At 65.1% G+C, this 20,118-nt stretch carries 19 protein-coding genes; 10 read left to right on the top strand and 9 right to left on the bottom strand.

What is annotated here, in order from left to right; translation table 11 throughout:
* Positions 1-134: 134 nt before the first annotated feature.
* The 6 genes from ACVMDN_RS09300 to ACVMDN_RS09275 form a co-directional block, all read right to left on the bottom strand.
* On the bottom strand, positions 135-839 hold the full coding sequence (locus ACVMDN_RS09300; protein WP_076827185.1) for an ABC transporter ATP-binding protein: 705 nt from the start codon (positions 837-839) through the stop codon (positions 135-137).
* Positions 823-1,554 carry an ABC transporter ATP-binding protein gene (locus ACVMDN_RS09295; RefSeq protein ID WP_016842862.1) on the bottom strand — a complete coding sequence of 244 codons (732 nt, stop codon included), beginning with the start codon at positions 1,552-1,554 and terminating at the stop codon, positions 823-825. Before ACVMDN_RS09295 ends, ACVMDN_RS09300 begins: the two co-directional genes overlap by 17 nt.
* Entirely contained in the window at positions 1,551-2,528 is a 978-nt protein-coding gene (locus tag ACVMDN_RS09290; protein ID WP_076827183.1) for a branched-chain amino acid ABC transporter permease, read from the bottom strand. Before ACVMDN_RS09290 ends, ACVMDN_RS09295 begins: the two co-directional genes overlap by 4 nt.
* Positions 2,528-3,406, bottom strand: a complete 879-nt coding sequence (locus ACVMDN_RS09285) for a branched-chain amino acid ABC transporter permease (RefSeq protein ID WP_076827182.1) — start codon at positions 3,404-3,406, stop codon at positions 2,528-2,530. Before ACVMDN_RS09285 ends, ACVMDN_RS09290 begins: the two co-directional genes overlap by 1 nt.
* Positions 3,407-3,696: 290 nt before the next feature.
* Complete coding sequence (locus tag ACVMDN_RS09280; RefSeq protein WP_076827180.1) at positions 3,697-4,944, bottom strand: ABC transporter substrate-binding protein; 1,248 nt, start codon at positions 4,942-4,944, stop codon at positions 3,697-3,699.
* 87 nt (positions 4,945-5,031) lie between these two features.
* The gene (locus ACVMDN_RS09275; protein ID WP_168857528.1) at positions 5,032-5,850 is read right to left on the bottom strand and encodes a putative hydro-lyase; all 819 of its coding nucleotides are present in this window, start codon (positions 5,848-5,850) and stop codon (positions 5,032-5,034) included.
* A 120-nt stretch (positions 5,851-5,970) separates the two neighbouring features.
* On the opposite strand from ACVMDN_RS09275, the gene ACVMDN_RS09270 reads away from it, so the two are divergent.
* The 3 genes from ACVMDN_RS09270 to ACVMDN_RS09260 all read left to right on the top strand — a co-directional run bounded on the left by ACVMDN_RS09270 (position 5,971) and on the right by ACVMDN_RS09260 (position 9,205).
* A complete protein-coding gene (locus ACVMDN_RS09270) occupies positions 5,971-6,888 on the top strand; it encodes a LysR family transcriptional regulator (protein WP_057017643.1) in 918 nt (305 codons plus the stop codon).
* 123 nt (positions 6,889-7,011) lie between these two features.
* Complete coding sequence (locus ACVMDN_RS09265; RefSeq protein WP_456835295.1) at positions 7,012-8,262, top strand: allantoate amidohydrolase; 1,251 nt, start codon at positions 7,012-7,014, stop codon at positions 8,260-8,262.
* Positions 8,263-8,293: 31 nt separating this feature from the next.
* On the top strand, positions 8,294-9,205 hold the full coding sequence (locus tag ACVMDN_RS09260; RefSeq protein ID WP_456835296.1) for an NAD(P)-dependent oxidoreductase: 912 nt from the start codon (positions 8,294-8,296) through the stop codon (positions 9,203-9,205).
* A 390-nt stretch (positions 9,206-9,595) separates the two neighbouring features.
* Here ACVMDN_RS09260 and ACVMDN_RS09255 read toward each other — a convergent pair whose 3' ends face one another.
* The gene (locus tag ACVMDN_RS09255; RefSeq protein ID WP_057017663.1) at positions 9,596-10,675 is read right to left on the bottom strand and encodes a tartrate dehydrogenase; all 1,080 of its coding nucleotides are present in this window, start codon (positions 10,673-10,675) and stop codon (positions 9,596-9,598) included.
* A 168-nt stretch (positions 10,676-10,843) separates the two neighbouring features.
* Here ACVMDN_RS09255 and ACVMDN_RS09250 point away from each other — a divergent pair, with 168 nt between their 5' ends.
* Positions 10,844-11,620 carry an SDR family oxidoreductase gene (locus tag ACVMDN_RS09250; protein ID WP_456835297.1) on the top strand — a complete coding sequence of 259 codons (777 nt, stop codon included), beginning with the start codon at positions 10,844-10,846 and terminating at the stop codon, positions 11,618-11,620.
* A 116-nt stretch (positions 11,621-11,736) separates the two neighbouring features.
* Here ACVMDN_RS09250 and ACVMDN_RS09245 read toward each other — a convergent pair whose 3' ends face one another.
* Positions 11,737-12,591: an alpha/beta hydrolase gene (locus tag ACVMDN_RS09245; protein WP_229190443.1), complete on the bottom strand. Its 855-nt coding sequence runs from the start codon at positions 12,589-12,591 to the stop codon at positions 11,737-11,739.
* Positions 12,592-12,679: 88 nt separating this feature from the next.
* Between ACVMDN_RS09245 and ACVMDN_RS09240 the strand changes: the two genes are divergently transcribed.
* Positions 12,680-14,104, top strand: coding sequence for an amidase (locus ACVMDN_RS09240; protein WP_141340862.1), 1,425 nt, complete (start codon positions 12,680-12,682; stop codon positions 14,102-14,104).
* Between the two features lie 200 nt (positions 14,105-14,304).
* Here the strand turns inward: ACVMDN_RS09240 and ACVMDN_RS09235 are convergent, their stop codons facing one another.
* Complete coding sequence (locus ACVMDN_RS09235; protein WP_057017639.1) at positions 14,305-14,937, bottom strand: TetR/AcrR family transcriptional regulator; 633 nt, start codon at positions 14,935-14,937, stop codon at positions 14,305-14,307.
* A gap of 208 nt (positions 14,938-15,145) precedes the next feature.
* On the opposite strand from ACVMDN_RS09235, the gene ACVMDN_RS09230 reads away from it, so the two are divergent.
* From ACVMDN_RS09230 to ACVMDN_RS09210, 5 genes are all read left to right on the top strand, one after another.
* Positions 15,146-15,352, top strand: a complete 207-nt coding sequence (locus ACVMDN_RS09230) for a ferredoxin (protein WP_016842874.1) — start codon at positions 15,146-15,148, stop codon at positions 15,350-15,352.
* Positions 15,353-15,426: 74 nt separating this feature from the next.
* The gene (locus ACVMDN_RS09225) at positions 15,427-16,653 is read left to right on the top strand and encodes a cytochrome P450 (protein WP_456835298.1); all 1,227 of its coding nucleotides are present in this window, start codon (positions 15,427-15,429) and stop codon (positions 16,651-16,653) included.
* An 81-nt stretch (positions 16,654-16,734) separates the two neighbouring features.
* Positions 16,735-18,057, top strand: coding sequence for an MFS transporter (locus ACVMDN_RS09220; protein ID WP_076827170.1), 1,323 nt, complete (start codon positions 16,735-16,737; stop codon positions 18,055-18,057).
* Between the two features lie 12 nt (positions 18,058-18,069).
* On the top strand, positions 18,070-18,732 hold the full coding sequence (locus ACVMDN_RS09215; RefSeq protein WP_456835299.1) for a sulfite oxidase-like oxidoreductase: 663 nt from the start codon (positions 18,070-18,072) through the stop codon (positions 18,730-18,732).
* Positions 18,733-18,760: 28 nt separating this feature from the next.
* Positions 18,761-19,981 carry a bifunctional alpha/beta hydrolase/OsmC family protein gene (locus ACVMDN_RS09210; protein WP_456835300.1) on the top strand — a complete coding sequence of 407 codons (1,221 nt, stop codon included), beginning with the start codon at positions 18,761-18,763 and terminating at the stop codon, positions 19,979-19,981.
* Positions 19,982-20,118 lie beyond the last annotated feature (137 nt).

The following is a 20,118-nucleotide window of genomic DNA, read 5'->3' as shown; positions in this document are numbered from 1 at the left end:
TATGCGGGACGCCCCGGATGTCGCTGCGCTCATCCGGGCTACGGGCTGGATTGCGCGCACCGCATGCACTGGCGTCATCCCCGCGCAAAGGCAAAGCCTTTGTCGCTGGAGGTACGAGCGTGGAGATTCCGTCGCTACAGCCCCAGATACGCCTTGCGCACGTCGGGATTGCCGCTGATCTCGGCGGCGGTGCCCTGCATCAGCACGCGGCCGGTCTGCAGGATGTAGGCGCGGTCGGCGATCTCGAGGCATTCGGCCATGCGCTGCTCGACGATCAGGACCGTCATGCCGGCGTCGCGGATGCGCTTCACGGCCTGGAAGATCTCGTCGACCAGTTTCGGCATGATGCCCTGCGACGGTTCGTCGAGCATCAGAAGCCGCGGCCGCGTCATCAGCGCACGGCCAATCGCGAGCATCTGCTGCTCGCCGCCGGACAGCGTCTCGGCGCGCTGGTCGAGCCGTTCGCCGAGTCGCGGAAACAGCTTGAACACCAGATCGAGCGGCGCGTCGCGGTCGGACTGGCTGCGATAGAGATAGCTGCCGAGGCGCAGATTGTCGCGCACCGACAGCCGCGGAAACAGCCGGCGGTTCTCCGGCACGTAAGCAATGCCGCTTGACGTGATGACGTGCTGCGGCTGGCCGTCGACGCGCTTGCCGTCGAAGGTGACGGTGCCAGCGCGCGGCCGCTCGGCGCCGGCGATCGATTTCAACAGCGTCGACTTGCCCGCTCCGTTGGCGCCGGCGACGCAGACGATCTCGCCCTTGGTGACGTCGATCGACACCGAGGAGATCGCGACCAGGCCCTGATAGGCGGTGGTGACTTCACGCACCGACAGCATGACGATCCCCGAGATAGGCAGAAATGACTTCCGGATTGCGGACGACCTCAGTCGGCTTGCCCTCGACCAGCACCTTGCCGAGATTCAGCACGATGGCGCGATCGACCAGCGGCATCACGATCTCCATCACATGCTCGACCATCAGCACGGTGATGCCGGCGGCGCGGACCTTGCGCACCAGCTCGACGCCGGTCTGTGCCTCGACCGGCGTCAGTCCGGTGAGGACTTCGTCGAGCAGCAGCAGCTTCGGCTCGGTGGCGAGCGCGCGGGCCACCTCGAGCCGGCGCTTCTCCGACGGCACGAGGTCGGCGGCGAGCTTGTCGGCGCGCGCCGCAAGGCCGCAGAACTCCAGCACCTCGTAGGCCTTCTGCCGCGCGATGCGCATCTTGGTGTTGCGGATCAGCGCGCCGACGATGACGTTGTCGATCACGGTCATGGTCTCAAAACTCTTGACGACCTGGAAGGTACGCCCGACGCCGCGCTGGCAGCGTTCCGCCGCCGGCAGCTTGGTCACGTCCTCGCCGTCGAAGATGATCGAGCCCTGGGTCGGCGGCAGCACGCCCGCGATCAGGTTGAACAGCGTCGACTTGCCGGCGCCGTTGGGGCCGATCAGGCCGACGATCTCGCCGCGCCCGACCGAGATCGAGACATCGCTGTTGGCGACGAGGCCGCCGAAGCGCTGCCATACTCCGCGCGTTTCCAGCAGCGCCGTCATCGTGCAGCTCCCTTGCGCAGGGAGAACACGCTGACCAGTCCGCGCGGCAGCGCCAGCGAGATCACGACGATCAGCGTGCCGTAGACGATGAGGTCGACGCCGCGCCCGGAGCCGCCGATGAACGAGCGCGTCAGCTCGGTGAGCGGGATCAGGATGACCGCGCCCAGCACCGGGCCCCACAAGGTGCCGATGCCGCCAAGCACCGCAGGCAGCGCCATCAGCAGCGAGAACTGGAAGCCCATCACGCTCTCAGGATCGATGTAGGAGACGAACTGGGCGTAGAAGCTGCCGCCGACCGCAACGAGGAAGGCCGAAACCGCCGCCGCGCCCATCTTGGAGTTGAACACGACCACGCCGAGGCTTTCGGCCGCATCGGGATTGTCCTTCACCGCGCGCCACCAATAGCCCCATTTGGAATCCTCCAGCCACCAGGTGACGAACCAGGCGATGCAGGCCAGCGCCAGCGCGAAATAGAAGTAAGGCAGCTTCGAGCGGGTGAACTGGAATTTCAGCCAGCTGTCGCCGCGCACCGGGATGTCGATGCCGAGCGCGGCGCCGGCCCAATCCCAGTTCTGGATCAACAGCAGCGCGATCTCGGCGATCACGATGGTCGCGATCACGAAATAATGCCCGCGCAGGCGGAAGCAGGGATAGCCGAGCGCCAACGCGATCAATGCGGAGATCGCCCCGCCCGCCAGCATGCCGAACCACGGCAGCACGCCGAACTTGGTGAACAAGAGCGCGGTGGTATAGGCGCCGAGCCCGAAATACAGCGCATGGCCGAGCGAGATCTGGCCGCAATAGCCGGACAGGATGTTCCAGCTCTGCGACAGCGCCGCATACATCAGCGTCAGCACCATGATGTTCTGGACGTAGACGTCCTTGACGAACAGCGGCACCAGCGCGGCGATCACCGCGAGGCAGGCCGCCACGATCAGGTCACGCCTGCGGCGTTGGGCGAACTGGGTGTCCATCACATCGATCCGAACAGGCCACGCGGGCGGATGAAGACGACCAGCAGGTAAACGGCATAGATGCCGACCGATTTCAGCGACGGCGGCAGGATCAGCGCGGTGGTTGCTTCCACCAGGCCGACGATGATGCCGCCGGCAAAGGCGCCGAACACGCTGCCGAAGCCGCCGAGCGCCACGGTGACGTAGGCGATCAGGGCGAACGACGCGCCCACGTCGGGGTAGACGTAGAAGAAGATCGCCATGATGGCGCCGGCGAGGCCGACCAGCGCCGCACCAAGGCCCCAGCCGAGCGCGAACACGCGGTTCTTGTCAATGCCGACCAGCGCCACCGCGCCGGCGTCTTCGCGCGTCGCCTCGAGCGCGCGGCCGAAATCGGTGCGATTGATGAAGAAGTAGAGCGCGACGAAGGCCGCGATCGACAGCATCGCGCCGATCAGCTGCGGCTCCGGCAGATAGATGCCGGCGATCGACACCGTCTTGCCGCCGACCCAGGAGTTGGTGACGCTGCGGTAGTCGGGCGTGAAGAAGAACTGGGCGAGGCCCCGCATCACGATCGCGAGGCCGAAGGTCGAGAAGATCTGCACCATGCCAGCATTGGCCTTGGCGCGCATCGCGAAGCGGACGATCAACAAATAGACCACCGCACCGAACACGAACAGCGCCGCGGCGACCAGCGGCGCCGCGAGCAAGGGATCGATCGCGAAGAACGCGAACAGGAAGAAGGTCGCGTACATCGCGATCATCAGGAACTCGCCGTGCGCGAAATTCACGACGTCCATCAATCCGAAGATCAATGCGAGGCCTGCGGCGATCAGTCCGTAGAGCAGCCCCATCAACAGGCCGCTCGCCAAACTCTGGATAATGGTCTCGGCTGTCACGGTCGACGCTCCATGTTCCGACCATTGTCTTTAGCCCCCGTCATTGCGAGGAGCGAAGCGACGAAGCAATCCATGCTTCCTTTTCGCGGAGACGTGGATTGCTTCGCTTCGCTCGCAATGACGGAACATGCGAGACTCTGAATGATGTCTTCGGCTGTCACCGCCGTCTGCCCCCTCAATAGCGTTTTCGAGCGAAGTGGATACCGGTTCGCGCTAGGAAAACGCGTCGCAACAAGAATCCAGAGCTCCGCTCCGATACGATCGGAACGGACGCTCTGGCGCCCGACCGATCAGCTGTTCATCGGCCAGATCGCCTCGGAGACGGCGGCCTGTTCCGGGAAGATCGTCACGAAGTTCTTCGCGGAGTACTGCAACAGCACCGGATCGGCGAAGTTGTTCTGCCCCATCTCGTCGAACTTGACGCGCCGCCACGGCATGATGGTCTGATCGCCCGGCATGTCGGTGGCGACCAGCGCCTCGCGGATCTTGTCGCCGTCGGTCGACTTGGCGCGGTTGATGGCGTCCGCCATCACGATCAGGCCCATGAACTGGCGCGACGAATAGTCGTTGAAGTCCTTGCCCGACTTGGCGCGGTACATCTCGTTGATGAGACCGACCATCGGCCGCTTCTGCGCCAGGTCGAGCGAGAAGCTGCCGCGCGAGATCACGCCCTCGAGCTTGTCGCCGACCGCGTCGTAGGTCGCCTTCTCGGAGAAGCCGGCGTCCTGCGCCATGATGTTCTTCGGCTTGTAGCCGAGCTCGGCCATGGTCTTCACCAGGAGGATCGCGTCGGTGGTGTAGCTCGACGGCATCAGCACGTCGGCATTCGCCGCCTTGAGCTGCTGCACCTCCGCGGTCAGCGACGGCGAGTTGGCGCGGTACTTGATGTCGGCCACGATCTTGTAGCCGCGCTCGCCGGCGAGCTTGGTCTGCGCGTTCGCCGAATCGGTGCCGAAGATGGTGTCTTCGTGGAACAGCGCCAGCGTCTCGATCTTCTGGCCCTTCTTCTTCATCGCATCGAAGAAGTCGAACATCGCGGTCGAGAACATCTCGTCATGCGGCGAGGCGCGGAAATAGTATTTCAGGCCGCGGCGATGCAGGCTCGGCGAGGAATTGTCCGCCGAGAGGAACGGAACGCCGTAGCGCTCGCAGATCTGGCTGACGGTGACGGCGACCGCGCTCTGATAGGTGCCGATCACGGCGCAGACCTTCTCCTGCGTGATCAGGCGCTCGGCTTCGGCGCGGCCCTTTTGCGGATCGGCCTGGTGGTCGGCGAACACGAGCTTGACCTTGGCGCCGCCGAGGCCGGACAGGCCCTCGCCCTTGGCGAGCGGCAATGCGAAGTCATAGTTCTTGTTGATGATGTCTGCCGCGGTCTCGAACGCGCGCTGCGCATCGACGCCGATCTGGGCGCTGGCGCCCGAGAGCGGATAGATCACGCCGATTGCCACTTCACTGGTCTGCGCGCGCGCGGCCATCGGACCGAGCGCAGCAGCGGCAGTGGCACCCAGCAACACGTTACGGCGAGAGATCGTCATCGAAATTTCCCCTTGGTCAGCTTGTTATTATCGATGTGACGCTTGTAGCGCGCAGTAAAGCCTCAATGAATTGCACGAATTGCCTATTCAGAGCACAGCGAGCTGCTTGTTCCTGAGATCGGTCACCAGCATCAGGCCCGGCGAATGCGTGATCGCGAACGGCAGCTTCGCACTTGCGATCACCGATTGCGGCGTGACGCCACAGGCCCAGAACACCGGGATCTCGTCATCGGCGACCGGTACCGCATCGCCGTAATCGGGCTTGGCGATATCCTTGATGCCGATCGCATGCGGATGGCCGAGATGGACCGGCGCGCCATGCACCGACGGGAAGCGCGAGGTGATCTGCACCGCGCGGATCGCATCCGCCGGCTTGAACGGGCGCATCGACACCACCATGGGTCCCGCGAACGGTCCCGACGGGCTGCAGGCGATATTGGTGCGGTACATTGGCACACGCAGATTGCGTTCAATGTGACGGATCGGCAGGCCCTCATCCAGCAGCGCCTCCTCGAAAGAGTAGGAGCAGCCGAGCACGAAGGTGACGAGATCGTCGCGCCAGTATTTGGTGATGTCGGTCGGCTCGTCCGCCACCTCGCCGTCGCGCCAGACCCGGTAGCGCGGCACGTCGGTGCGGATGTCGAGGTCGAGACCAAGGGCCGGAATGCGGGGATCGCCGACGTCAGACATGCCGATGATCGGGCACGGCTTCGGATTGAGCTGGCAGAAGCGGTGGAAGGCGCCGGCGAGCTTTTCCGGCAGGATCGCGAGATTGCCCTGGACGAAACCGTTGGCGAGGCCGGCTGTGGTGGCCGAGGCCACGCCGTCACGGCAGGCGCGGCGCGCTTCGACGCTCGCCAGCACTGGCTCCCCCTGAGATCGCTGCACTGCCGCAAAAACAGTCATGGGATTCTCCTGCCCATAATCTCGACAAGGACAAACCAACACCAAGCGTGATATAATGTCTAATCGTCCTTTCTAATCAAAATCGATAAAGCAGATTTATCGATCGGGAAAATGCTTCCAATGACGGACTTCCGCTCGATCGAGACATTTCTCTGGGTCGTCAAGCTCGGCAGCTTCCGCGGCGCCGCCCAGCGGCTCAACACCACCCAGCCGGCGATCTCCCAGCGCATTGCCCAGCTCGAGCGCGAAATGGGCGTCAAGCTGCTCAACCGCGACCACCGGGTGGCCTCGCCCACCCCGAGCGGGCGGCTGATGATGATCTATGCCGAGAAGCTGATCGGCCTGCGTTCGGAGATGATGGCCGAGGTCGGCGACCGTTCGGCGATGCGCGGCGCGCTGCGGCTCGGTGTCGCGGAGACTATCGTGCACACCTGGCTGCCGCGCCTCGTCAAAAGCGTCAACGAGGTCTACCCGAACCTGTCGCTGGAGATCGAGGTCGACATCACGCCCAATCTGACGCAGCGGCTGCTGGCGCAGGAGATCGAGCTCGCCTTCGTGCTTGGACCGGTCTCGGCGTCCGGCGCGCACAACCACGTGCTGTGCGATTACCCGATCGGTTTCCTGGCGAGCCCGGCGCTCGGCCTCGGCGACGGCCCGGTGGCGCGGCAGGACCTGGCGCGGTTTCCGATCATCACCTTTCCGCGCAAGACCCAGCCCTACGAGACCGTACGCGCGCTGTTCAACGCCCCCGATCTGCCGCCGATCCGGCTGCACGCCTCGACCTCGCTCGCGACCGTGATCCACATGGCCAATGAAGGGCTTGGCATCGCGGTGATCCCCGCGGCGATCGTCGAGAACGAGCTTGCCGACGGGCGCTTGCTGCTGCTCGACACCGACCTCAAGCTGCCGCCCCTCACCTTCACCGCGAGCTGGCTCGCCTCGCCCGATGCGGTCGCCATCGAGCGCGTCGCCAATCTCGCCAGGCAGATCGCGCAGACGAGCGTGGCGGTTGACGGCGCGAGAGTGGCGCGTCATTGAACGATTGCCGGAGATGAACTGTCATTCCGGGGCGATGCGCGAGCATCGAACCCGGAATCTCGAGATTCCGGGTCTGGTCCTTCGGACCATCCCGGAATGACCGAATACAAATGGAATGTCAGCATGAGCCGAGCCGCCACCAACCTGCAGATCGATTCCGCCCGCCTCTGGGGCACTATCCACGAAACCGCGCAGTTCGGTGCAACGCCCAAGGGCGGTGTGCGGCGGCTGACCTTGAGCGCCGAAGACAAACAGGTGCGCGACTGGTTCCGCAAGGCGTGCGAGGACGCCGGCCTCGAGGTGCAGGTCGACGCGCTCGGCTCGATGTTCGGGTTGAGGAAAGGACGGGACATGTCGAAGCCGCCGATCGGCGTCGGCTCGCATCTCGACACCCAGCCGACCGGCGGCAAATATGACGGCGTGCTCGGCACGCTGGCGGCGCTCGAAATGGTGCGCACGCTGAACGATGCCGGGATCGAGACCGAGCTTCCGATCTGCATCTGCAACTGGACCAATGAGGAAGGCTCGCGCTTTGCGCCGGCGATGATGGCCTCGGCCGCCTATGTCGGCGATTTCACCACCGACGACATCCTGTCGCGCAAGGACGCCGAGGGCGTCACGGTGGCGCAGGCGCTGGACACGATCGGTTATCGCGGCGACGCCCCCGTCGGCCGCCAGAAGTTCACCAGCTTCGTCGAGCTGCATATCGAGCAGGGTCCGATCCTGGAGGCCGAGAACAAGACCATCGGCGTGGTCGATTCCGGCCAGGGCGTGTTGTGGTACGACGGCAAGATCACCGGCTTCGAGAGCCACGCCGGCTCGACCCCGATGCCGCTGCGCCGCGATGCGCTGGCGACGCTGTCCGAGATCGTTCTGGCGATGGAGAGCATCGCGAAGAAGCACGGCCCGAAGGCGGTCGGCACCATCGGCGAGGCCGTGATCGCCGCGCCCTCGCGCAACGTCATCCCCGGCGAGATCAGCTTCACGGTGGATTGCCGCAGCGCCGACGCTGGGATCATGGATGCGCTGGATCGCGACCTGCGTGCCGCTGTGAGCGAGATCGCAGCAAAGCGCAAGGTCGAGGTGCAGCTCGATCTCGTCTGGCGCAAGGCGCCGACGCACTTCGATCCGAAGCTGGTCGACGCGGTCGAGAACGCCGCCAAGCAGCTCGGCTATTCGCACCGCCGCATCACCTCGGGCGCCGGCCACGACGCCTGCAACCTCAACACGGTGATGCCGGCAGCGATGGTGTTCGTGCCCTGCAAGGACGGCATCAGCCATAACGAGCTGGAAGACGCCACGCAGACCGATTGCGCCGCCGGCGCCAACGTCCTGATGCATACGGTGCTGGCGCTCGCCGGCGTCGCGTCCTGATCTTCCTTTCTCCTCATCGATGGAGGCTTTCGTGCGCGCAGTGTTTGTCGACGCCAATGAATCGCTTGCTGTCATCACGGAGCGCCTGGAAAAGCCCGGCGATCCCAGGATGCGGATCAACCGCGACCCGGACATCAAGTCCGAGGACTATCCGGCGCTCCTCGACGGCGCCGAGATCGCGGTGGTCGACCACACCGCGCTGCCGACCGACATTGCGAAAAAGTGCGCCGGCCTGAAGCACGTCGTGTTCCTCGGCACCGGCGCGCGCAGCTACATGAACCCGGAAGAGCTTGCCGAGCTCGGTATCTCCGTGCACCTGATCAAGGGCTATGGCGACACCGCGGTCGCGGAGTCAGCGATCGCGCTGATGTGGTCGTCGGCGCGCGTGATCGCGCAGATGGACCGCGAGATGCGCGCCGGCAACTGGCTGCGAGAGGACGGCATGCAGCTCTCCGGCAAGACACTCGGCCTGGTCGGCTTCGGCGGCATCGCCGCCGAGGTCGCCCGCATCGCACTCGGCAGCGGCATGAAGGTGATCGCCTGGAACCGGTCGGCCAAGAGCCATCCGGGTGTCGAATTCGTCGATCTCGACACCGTGCTGGCGAGCAGCGACGTGGTTTCGATCCACCTGCTGCTGAATGACGAGACCCGCGGCCTGATCACGCGCGACAAGATCGCGAAGATGAAAAAGGGTGTGGTGCTGATCAACACCGCGCGCGGCGCGATCGTCGACGAGCTGGCGATGATCGATGCGCTCAATTCGGGCCACATCCGCCACGCCGGCCTCGACGTCTACAACATCGAGCCGCTGCCGAAGGATCACCCGCTGACCAGGATCCCGAACGTGACGCTGTCGGCGCACTCCGCCTTCCGCACGCCCGAGGCGAGCGAGAATTTGATCCACGCGGCGTGGGAGCACTGCCGAAGGATCGTGAAGGGGTAATTTCACCGTCGTCCCGGCCAAGCCAACGGGTCGGCGCAAAGCGCCGCCCGATGACAAGCTCCGCGCGAGCCGGGACCCATAACCATCACTGCCCATTGTCACGAAGGCTGGGGGCACAGCGAGCCCCAACAACGAGACCCTGTGGTTATGGGTCCCTGCTTTCGCATGGACGACAGTGGCCGTAGGGTGGCTAACCCGCCCTACGCAGATTGCGAAGCAATCAATAACGACGTCGTCCTGGACAAGCGAGCGTAGCGAGCGCGATCCAAGACCCATTACCACCGGCCTGCGTCATCGCGCAGGGCGGTGGTCAGACCCAGCAACACAACAAGCACTCGGGGTAATGGGTCCTGGCTTTCGCCAGGACGACCCCGTGCTTGACGGCGCAGCCTAATCCACCATCTCCGCGACGGCCTTGCCGCATGCCGTGGTGTCGGCATTGCCGCCGAGATCGCGCGTGCGCAGCGTGCGTTCGCCGAGCGTGCGCTCGATCGCGCCGACGATCGCAGCCGCCGCCTGCTTCTCGCCGAGATGCTCCAGCATCATCGCGCCCGACCAGATCATGCCGATCGGGTTGGCAATGCCCTGCCCGGCGATGTCAGGCGCCGAGCCATGGACCGGCTCGAACACCGAGGGGAAGTCGCCTTCCGGATTGATGTTGCCCGACGGCGCGATGCCGATCGTGCCGGTGCAGGCCGGGCCGAGATCGGAGAGGATGTCCCCGAACAGGTTGGAGCCGACCACGACGTCGAACCAGTCCGGATGCAGCACGAAGTTCGCGGTCAGGATGTCGATGTGGTATTTGTCCCACTTCACGCCGGGATATTTCTTGGCCATCGCCTCCACGCGCTCGTCCCAATAGGGCATGGTGATGGAGATGCCGTTCGACTTGGTCGCCGAGGTCAGATGCTTCTTCGGCCGCGACTGCGCCAGATCGAACGCAAATTTCAGGATGCGGTCGACGCCGGTGCGGGTCATCACGGTTTGCTGGGTGACGAATTCGCGGTCGGTGTCCGGGAACATGCGGCCGCCGACGGACGAGTATTCGCCCTCGGTGTTCTCGCGCACCACCCAGAAATCGATGTCGCCGGGCTTGCGGTTCGCCAGCGGCGACGGCACGCCGGGCATCAGCCGCACCGGGCGCAAATTGACGTACTGGTCGAACTCGCGGCGGAATTTTATGAGCGATCCCCACAACGAGATATGGTCGGGTATTTTCGCCGGCCAGCCGACCGCGCCGAAATAGATCGCATCATGCTTGCCGATCTGGTTCTTCCAGTCGGCCGGCATCATCTCGCCGTGCTTCTCGTAATAGTCGTAGGAAGCGAAGTCGAAATGGTCGAACTTCACGTCGACGCCGTGCTTCTTGGCCGCCGCCTCGATGACGCGCAGGCCCTCCGGCATCACTTCCTTGCCGATGCCGTCGCCGGGAATGACCGCAATCCGATACTGCTTCTTTGCGCTGCTCATCGAGAACACCCTTGTGATTTGCCCGGCCGGCAATGCCGCCTATTCTGATGGTCCTGCAATGGACCAAACTTTGCGCGAGCGCAACGCTGCAGTGCAGTGTTGAAGGCGGCGCGACCCTGCCCCACCAAATTCGCCGACACCCACTCCTCATACCAAGCGAGACATCCCATGGATCTGCATCTGCGCGGCAAGCGTGTCCTGATCACCGGCGCCTCCAAGGGCATTGGCGCGGCCGCCGCCGAAGCCTTTGCCGAGGAAGGCGCCAACCTCCTGCTCGCCGCCCGCAACGGCGACCAGCTCAAGGCGCTCGCCGAGCGGCTGCGCTCCGCGCACCAGATATCTGCCGCGACCAGCGTGGTGGATCTGCGCAAGTCCGAGGATCTCGCGCGCCTCGCCGGGGAGGCCGCCGGCATCGATATCCTTGTCAACAATGCTGGCGATATCCCCGGCGGCTCGATCGACAAGATCGACGAGGCGACCTGGCGGCATGCGTGGGAGCTCAAGGTGTTCGGTTACGTCAATCTGACGCGCGCGATCTACGCCCAGATGAAGGCGCGCGGCGGAGGCGTGATCGTCAATGACATCGGCGCGGCCGGCGAGAAGTTCGACGCCAATTACATCTGCGGCAGCGCCGGCAATGCCGCGCTGATGGCGTTCACCCGCGCGCTCGGCGGCAAGAGCCTCGCCGACAATATCCGCGTCGTCGGCATCAATCCCGGCCCGGTCGGGACCGACCGCCACGTCACGCTGCTCAAGACCCGCGCCAAGAACCAGTTCGGCGACGAGAACCGCTACAAGGAATTCCAGAAGGGCCTGCCGCTCGGCCGGCCCGCACATGCACGCGAGATCGGCGACCTGATGGCGTTCCTCGCCTCCGACCGCGCGGGCTATACGTCGGGCGTGATCTACACGGTGGATGGCGGGCTGACGTCGGGATGGGGTTAGAAATCGCCCCTTCGCTTGTACCGCCGTCATCCTGAGGAGCCGCGCGTAGCGCGGCGTCTCGAAGGATGGGCCACGGGCTGCGCCATCCTTCGAGGCTCGCCGAAGAGGCTCGCACCTCAGGACGACGCCGTCCGCTCGAACAGCTGCCGGATCAGCGTCGTGATGCGGCCCTGCGGCGCCAGCATCTGGTTCATGATAGAGAAATGATCGGCGCCGGCGATCTCCTCATAGGTCACCGGCAAGCCGTAGCGGGCGCGATGGCCGGCGAAATCGGCGGTCTGCTTGCGCAGCAGCGGCAATTCGGCGCTGCCGACTACCAGCGACAGCGGCTTTGCCGTGCCGCCCTCCGCCATCATCGGCGAGTTGCGCCGCGACGCCGCTTCGTCGAGCCTCAGCTTTTCGTTGAGGTAGGAATGCCTGATCGGCTCGAGGTCGTAGATGCCCGAGATCGCCATGCCGGCCCGGACATGGCCGTTCGACAGCGCCATCGATGTCAGATGTCCGCCGGCCGACCAGCCCGACACCACGATGCCCTCGGCAGCGGCCCCGAGCGCGGGCAACTGCCCGGCCAGAAAGTCGATGCCGGCATGGATCTCGGCGACGATGTCGTCGAGCGTCGCATCCGGCGCCAGCGTATAGCCGATCAGCGCGACATTGATGCCGTGGACCATCGGCCCCTCGGCGAAGGTCGTGAACACTTCCTTGGCACGGGTCTGCCAATAGCCGCCGTGGATGAACAGCAGCGTCGGCGCGCCGTCGCGAACTTTCAGGAAGTCGATCCGGTTGCGCTCGCGCGAGCCGTATCTGAGGTCGAGACGGCCGGCGTGCTTTTGCCGCAGTGCCGCCGAGCGTTGCTCCCAGCCGGCGGCGATCTCGGCGCTGCCCTTGACGGCAACGCCGTTGTTCAAGCCGAGGTCACGCTCCTGCTGGCTCATCGCGCGCCAGTCCAGCGCGGAAAACAACGCTGCCATCCCTGTCCCTTCGGTTCTCGTCGCATTGCCACGACGGCAGGAAATGTTCTACAGCACAAGCAAACAGAAGGCATAGGAGCAACGGCGCATGGCTGATCAGGGCTTGGTGAAGGAAACGGCGTGTGCCGTCGTCGAGAAGCTGAAGGCCGGTGACGTTACGCCGCTCGATCTGCTCGACGTGCTGGAGACGCGCATCGCCGAGGTGGACGGCAAGGTCAACGCACTGCCGACGCTGTGCTTCGACCGCGCCCGCACCCACGCCAAGGCCCTGATGCAGAAACCGGTCAGCGAGCGCGGCCTGCTCGCGGGCCTTCCGGTTCCGATCAAGGACCTCACCGCCGTCTCCGGCGTGCTGACCACGCTGGGCTCGCCGATCTTCAAGGACAACGTCCCGGCGAAGTCGGACATCCTGGTCGAGCGTCTCGAAGAGAATGGCGGCGTGATCTACGCCAAGTCGAACACGCCGGAATTCGGCGCCGGCGCCAACACCTTCAACGAGGTGTTCGGCCCGACCCGCAATCCCTGGGACACATCGCGCTCGGCCGCCGGCTCCTCCGGCGGCGCCGCGGCGGCACTTGCGAGCGGCACCGCGTGGCTGGCGCACGGCTCCGACATGGGCGGCAGCCTGCGCAACCCGGCGAGCTTCTGCGGCATCGTCGGCCTCCGGCCGTCGATCGGCCGCGTCGCGCAGACGCCGAAATTCGGCGTCGACCGCACGCTCGGCCAGCAGGGACCGATGGCACGCAATGTCGAGGACCTCGCGCTGCTGCTCGACGCGATGAGCGGCGAGCATGCCGCCGATCCGCTGTCGCTGCCCGCACTCCCGACGTCGTTCCTGTCGGCGGCGCGGTCAGGCAGCAGGCCGAAGCGCATCGCCTATTCGCCCGATCTCGGCATCACGCCGGTCGATCCCGAGGTCAAGGCGGTGACCCGCAAGGCGGCGGAGCGGTTCGCGGCAGCCGGTGCGATCGTCGAGGAGGCGCATCCCGATTTCAGCGAAGCCCATGAATGCTTCCACGTGCTGCGCGCGTTCGATTTCGCAATCAGCAAGGCCGAACTGCTGCGCACCAAACGCGATCTGCTGAAGCCCGAGGTGATCTGGAATATCGAGGAAGGGTTGAAGCTCACGGTCGAGAAGCTCGAACGCGCCGAGGCGCAGCGCGTCGCGATGACGGCGCGTACGCTCGAATTCTTCGACAAGTACGACCTGCTGCTGGCGCCCGCGACCATCGTGGCGCCGTTCCCGGTCGAGAACCGCTATGTCGCCGAGTGCGACGGCAAGAAGTTCGACAACTACGTCGAATGGCTCGGCATCGTCTACGCGATCACGCTGGCCTGCTGCCCGGCGCTGTCGCTGCCCTGCGGCTTCACCGCCTCGGGCCTGCCGGTCGGCCTGCAGATGGTCGCAAAGCCGCGCGCCGAGGCGCAGCTTCTGGCCGGCGCGAAAGTGCTGGAGGACATTCTGGGCGTGCGCGGCACCACCCCGATCGATCCGCGGCCGCCGCGATCCTGACCCTTATGGTGGAGAGGCGGGCGATACCCTCCATTTCGTCATTGCGAGCGAAGCGAAGCAATCTGTCACCGAGCGCGCAGAACGATGGATTGCTTCGTCGCTTCAGCGCAAAATTGCTCTGCAATTTTGTCGCGAGCTCCTCGCAATGACAGGGCTATCTATCTCTATGGCACGAAGGGATAGGCTGCAGACGATCTGCCCTACGCCTTATCCTCCATCGCCTGCAGCGCCACAGTGAGTGCCGCCTTGGTCTGCTCGACGATTTCGTCCAGCAACTCCTCGCGGCTGATCTGCGCGGACTCGCCGGTCAGCAGGCCCTGCTCGGCGAGCATCACGATGCCGTGCAGCCCGGCCCAGATCTTCAGCGCCTGCCGCTCGCGCAGCAGCCCGACCGCCGGCGCCTCGAACGACTCGATCAGCAGTGCCAGCGTTTCCATCGCCGCGGTGTGCAACTCGCTGCCCTTGGGCGCGCAGGCCATGGTGCGCGACGCGAACATCAGCCGGTAGATGCCGTGGCGCTCGAGCCCGAAGGCGAGCGCGGCCTGGGCAAAGCGCGACAGCTTCGAGCCCTTGCTCGACTGCTCGATCGCCTCGCGCATGATCACGTTGAACTGCCGGAATGCTTCCGCGGTCACCGCCTCCAGCAGCGCCTCGCGGTCGGCGAAATGCCGGTACGGCGCCGGCTGCGAGACGCCGAGCTGCTTGGCCAGCGCCTTGATGCTGATCGCCTCGGGACCACCGAGCTCGACCTCGCGTAACGCGGCCTGGATCAGGGCTTCGCGGAGGTCGCCATGGTGGTAGGTTTTGAACGGCTTACGAACGATTTGTCCCATTGCGGCAATGATCGCTGAATTTTCGCTTGACGCGCAAGCGCGACGATAATGTAATATACTATAACTTGGCGATCCGGTTAAGAGGGCCGGCCGCCCAAGCAAGCCAAGAGCTTGCCTAAACAAGAACTTGCCTAAACAAGGCTTGCATAAACCGGAATGAGGAACCCGGCGCAACCCACAATGCGCCAGAGCCGAGGGAGGTGCTTGCATGTCCAAGCTCAGAATCCGCGTCGACCAGGACAAGTGCCAGGGTCACGCCCGCTGCAAATCACTCGCCCCCGAACTGTTCGAGCTCGACGAATACGGCAACGCCCATGAGGTCGGCGACGGGACGGTCCCGGCCGGGCTCGAGGACAAGGCCTGGCTCGCGCAGACCAATTGCCCGGAAATCGCGATCGAAGTCACCGAGGAATGACGGCCAGCCGGGGACGGCCGTGCGCCGCCCGTTGAGCCAACCAGCGTTTGATCGAACGAGAAGGAAACGAGCTGATGTCCGATTCCCCGTCCGCAAGCTATTTGCCCGAACATCCCCCGGTCTCCGACTGGGTCCATGATTTCGACCATACCGATCCGGTCTGGACCGACGACCCGTTCCCGATCTGGGAGACGCTGCGCGCGGCTTCGCCCGTCGTGCATACCGAGCGCTTCCTCGGCTGCTACATGCCGACCACCTATCAGGCGGTGAAGGAGATCGCCTACGACACCGAGCACTTCTCCTCGCGCCGCGTCATCGTGCGCGACATCCGCCCCGAGATCACCGCTCGCGCGCCGCCGATCACCTCCGATCCGCCGGAGCACAAGCCCGCCAAGCAGGTGCTGCTGCCGCCGTTCACGCCGGACGCGATGAAGCGGCTGGAGCCGCGGGTGCGCGCGATCTGCAACGAGCTGATCGACGAATTCATCGCCGATGGCCATTGCGACGCCGCCGCGCGCTACACCAAGCACATCCCGGTGCGCGCCATCGCCCATATGCTGGGAATTCCCGAGAAGGACGGCGACCTGTTCATCAAATGGATCCACCAGATCCTCGAGCTCGGCATCAAGAACGAAGACGAGCTGATGAACGGCGTGCGCGAGATGACCGGCTACTTCGTGGCCCATCTCGAGCAGCGCAAGCTCGAGCCGGGCGACGATCTGATCTCGCAGCTGCTGCGGGCCAAGGGCCCCGGCGGCCAGCCGCTCACCGACGAGCATGTGCTCGGCTCGCTGCGGCTGCTCTTGATCGCCGGCATCGACACCACCTGGTGCGCGATCGGCTCCTCGCTCTGGCACCTCGCCAAGACGCCGGCCGATCGCGAGCGCCTGATTGCGGAGCCGGCGCTGATCCCGACCGCGATCGAGGAATTCCTGCGCGCGTATTCGCCGGTGACGATGGCGCGCGAGGTGATGAAGGAGACCACGATCTCCGGCTGCCCTGTGAAGGCAGGCAACATGGTGCTGCTGTCCTTCCCCGCCGCCAATCGCGATCCCGCCATGTTCCCCGATGCCGACAAGGTGGTGATCGACCGCAAGGAGAACCGCCACGCCGCCTTCGGCCTCGGCATCCACCGCTGCGTCGGTTCCAACCTTGCGCGGATGGAGATGCAGGTCGCGATCGAGGAATGGCTGAAGCGAATCCCTGATTTCCGGCTCGATCCGGCCGGCAAGGTCACCTGGTCGGAAGGCACGGTCCGCGGCCCGCGTCAACTGCCCGTTCTGTTCGGCAACAACGCCTGAGGAACCCGACAGCGGTTACATCGCGTCACCCAATGAGGTAGCTTGCCCCGGAATCGAACCGACGAGTCCGGGAGCAATGCAATGACCGAACAAACCGCTCAGCCCGCGAGCGATCATCTCGACATCCACGACGTCGAGCGGCGGGTGAAGGCGATCTTCATCGGCTCGGTCGGCAATCTCGTCGAGTGGTACGATTTCTACGCCTACACGGCGTTTGCGCTGTATTTCGCGCCGGCGTTCTTCCCGCACAGCGACCCGGTGGTGCAGCAGCTCAATGCCGCCGTGCTGTTTGCCGCGACCTTCCTCATGCGTCCGCTCGGCGGCTGGCTGTTCGGCTTCATCGCCGACCGCTATGGCCGGCGGCTGTCGTTGACGCTCTCGGTGGTCTGCATGTGCTTCGGCTCGCTGATCATCGCGGTGACGCCGACCTATGCCTCGATCGGCATCGCGGCCCCGGCGATCCTGGCGCTGGCCCGCGTGATCGAGGGCCTGAGCCTCGGCGGCGAATATGGCGCCAGCGCCACCTATCTCAGCGAGGTCGCCGATCCCAAGCACCGCGGCTTTTATTCCAGTTTCCAGTACGTCACGCTGATCGGCGGCCAGCTCACCGCGATCATCGTGCTGCTGTTGCTGCAAAAGGTGTTCCTGACGCCCGACGAGCTGAAGGCCTGGGGCTGGCGGATTCCGTTCGTGATCGGCGCCATGCTCGCGATCGTCGCGGCGGTGATGCGCCGCAGCCTGCATGAGACCGAGGCCTTCGAGGAGGCCAAGAAGGTTTCCAAACCGACCGGCTCGATCGTCGGCTTGTTGAACTATCCGCGCGAATTGCTGCTGGTGGTCGGCCTCACCGCCGGCGGCACCGCGGCGTTCTATACCTTCACCACCTACATGCAGACCTTCGTGAAGCTGTCGGTCGGCCTCACCGAGGACCAGACCACCTTCGTGATCTTCGGCTCGCTGATCTTCGCGACCATCCTGCAACCGATCTATGGCGGGCTCTCCGATAAGATCGGCCGCAAGCCGCTGCTGATCTTCTTCGGCATCGCCGGCACGCTCGGCACGATCCCGATCCTGACCGCGCTGAAGGATACCAAGTCGCCGTTCATGGCCTTCCTTCTGATCTGCGGCGCCTGGATCTTCGTCGCCGGCTACACCTCGATCAACGCGATCGTGAAGGCCGAGCTGTTTCCAACCAACGTCCGCGCGCTCGGCGTCGGCCTGCCCTACGCCATCACGGTGTCGATCTTCGGCGGCACCGCGCCGGCGGTCGCGCTCTATTTCAAGAGCATCGGGCATGAGGACTGGTTCTACTACTATCTCAGCGGCATGATTTTCCTGTCGCTGCTGATCTACTCGACGATGCGCGATACCAAGCGCGACTCCGCGATGCATCGCCACGAATGATCGCACGACGCCATGACCGACGATAACGAACCGCCCGAGAGCAAGCTGACGCGCAGCAAGCAGCGCTGGGCACGCGAAGGCAGATTCCTCACCGGCAAGGTCACCCGCCCGGAGGAGCAGCGCCTGCCGCCGGGCCAGCATCTGACGGCGGATTGGCCGGTGCTCGATCTCGGGCTGATGCCGAACATCTCCCAGGAGCGCTGGCGGCTCGACGTCTACGGCGCGGTCGAGCAGACCATCTACTGGACCTGGCAGCACTTCATGGCGCAGCCGCAAACGCAATTCGTCTCCGACATTCACTGCGTCACGACCTGGTCGCGCTACGACAACCAGTGGGAGGGGCTCGCCACAAGCGACCTGCTCGCCGCCTGCCAGCCGCGCGAGGACGCGCGCTTCGTCGCGCTGCATTCCTATGACGGCTATACGACCAACCTGCCGCTCGAAGACTTTGCCGCCGAGGACGCGCTGCTCGCCCATAGCTGGTCGGGCAAGCCGCTGGAGCAGGAGCATGGCGGCCCGGTGCGGCTCGTGGTGCCCCACCTCTATTTCTGGAAGAGCGCGAAGTGGCTGCAGCGCATCGAATTCCTCACCGAGGACGCGCCCGGCTTCTGGGAGGTCCGTGGCTATCACAATCGCGGTGATCCCTGGGCCGAACAGCGCTATTCTGGCGACTGACACACCAACAGAATGATGGAGCCTGCCCGTGCCGCACGAACGCTTTCAATTCACCGGTGTTGGCGGCCATCAGCTGGCCGCCGCGCTTGACACGCCCGACGGGCCGATCAAGGCCTATGCGCTGTTCGCGCACTGCTTCACCTGCGGCAAGGACGTGCTGGCCGCAAAGCGCATCGCGGTCGCGCTCGCGGCCAAGGGCATCGCCACGCTGCGCTTCGACTTCACCGGCCTCGGCTCCAGCGAGGGCGAGTTCGCCAACTCGACCTTCTCGTCGAACGTCGCCGATCTCGTCCGCGCCGCCGACCATCTGCGCGAGATGCGCACAGCACCCGCGATCCTGATCGGCCACAGCCTGGGCGGCGCCGCGATCCTCGCCGCCGCGGGTCAAATCCCCGAGGCCAAGGCGGTCGCGACCATCGCCGCGCCGTCAGATCCCGTCCATGTCACGCATTTCTTCAGAGACCGGATCGAGGACATTCGCACGCAGGGCGAAGGCGAAGTCTCGCTCGCGGGCCGCCCGTTCCGCATCAAGCGCGAATTCCTCGACGACGTCGCCGAGCAGAAGTTGATGGCGCAGGTGAAGCAGCTGCACAAGGCGCTGCTGATCATGCATTCGCCGACCGACGACACCGTCGGCATCGACAACGCCACGCACATCTTCAGCGCCGCCAGGCACCCCAAGAGCTTCGTCTCGCTGGCCGAGGCCGACCATCTCTTGAGCGGCAAACAGGATGCCGACTATGTCGCCGACGTGATCGGCGCCTGGGCCGAACGCTACATCGATATCGCGCCGCAGCCGGCGGCGGATACCGGCAGTGCGCCGCGCAACGTCGTGGTGCAGGAGACCCGCGCCGGCAAGTTTCAGCAGATCATCACGGCAGGCCCGCATCGCATGCTGGCCGACGAGCCGATCGCCGTCGGCGGTCAGGATTCCGGCCCCGGGCCGTACGACTTCGTGCTGGCCGGGCTAGGCGCCTGCACCTCGATGACGATGCGGATGTATGCCGACCGCAGGTCGCTGCCGCTCGGTCGCGTCACCGTAACGCTGACGCACAGCAAGATCTACGCGAAGGATTGCGAGGAGTGCGAGACGCGCGAAGGCATGCTCGACCAGATCGACCGCGTCATCAGGATCGAGGGCGACCTCGACGCCGACCAGCGCAAGCGGCTGATGGAGATCGCCGACAAGTGCCCGGTGCACAAGACGCTGACGTCGGAGGTGCGGATCGTCACCAAGGCCGCGGAGTAAGCCTGCGACACAGCGAGACGGGTCGTGCCGTAGCAGCATCTGGGCGGCGTCCCTCTCCCGCACGAGGGCCGTCGCAGGGGCGTGCTAAAAAATATCGAAAACAACCCCATGCAAAGGTGCCGGCGGCCGCCGGCGCT

The organism is Bradyrhizobium sp. USDA 4510 (genome assembly GCF_054059095.1).
Note: the sequence above shows the minus strand (reverse complement) of the source record. Positions and strands in the feature narration are given on the sequence as shown.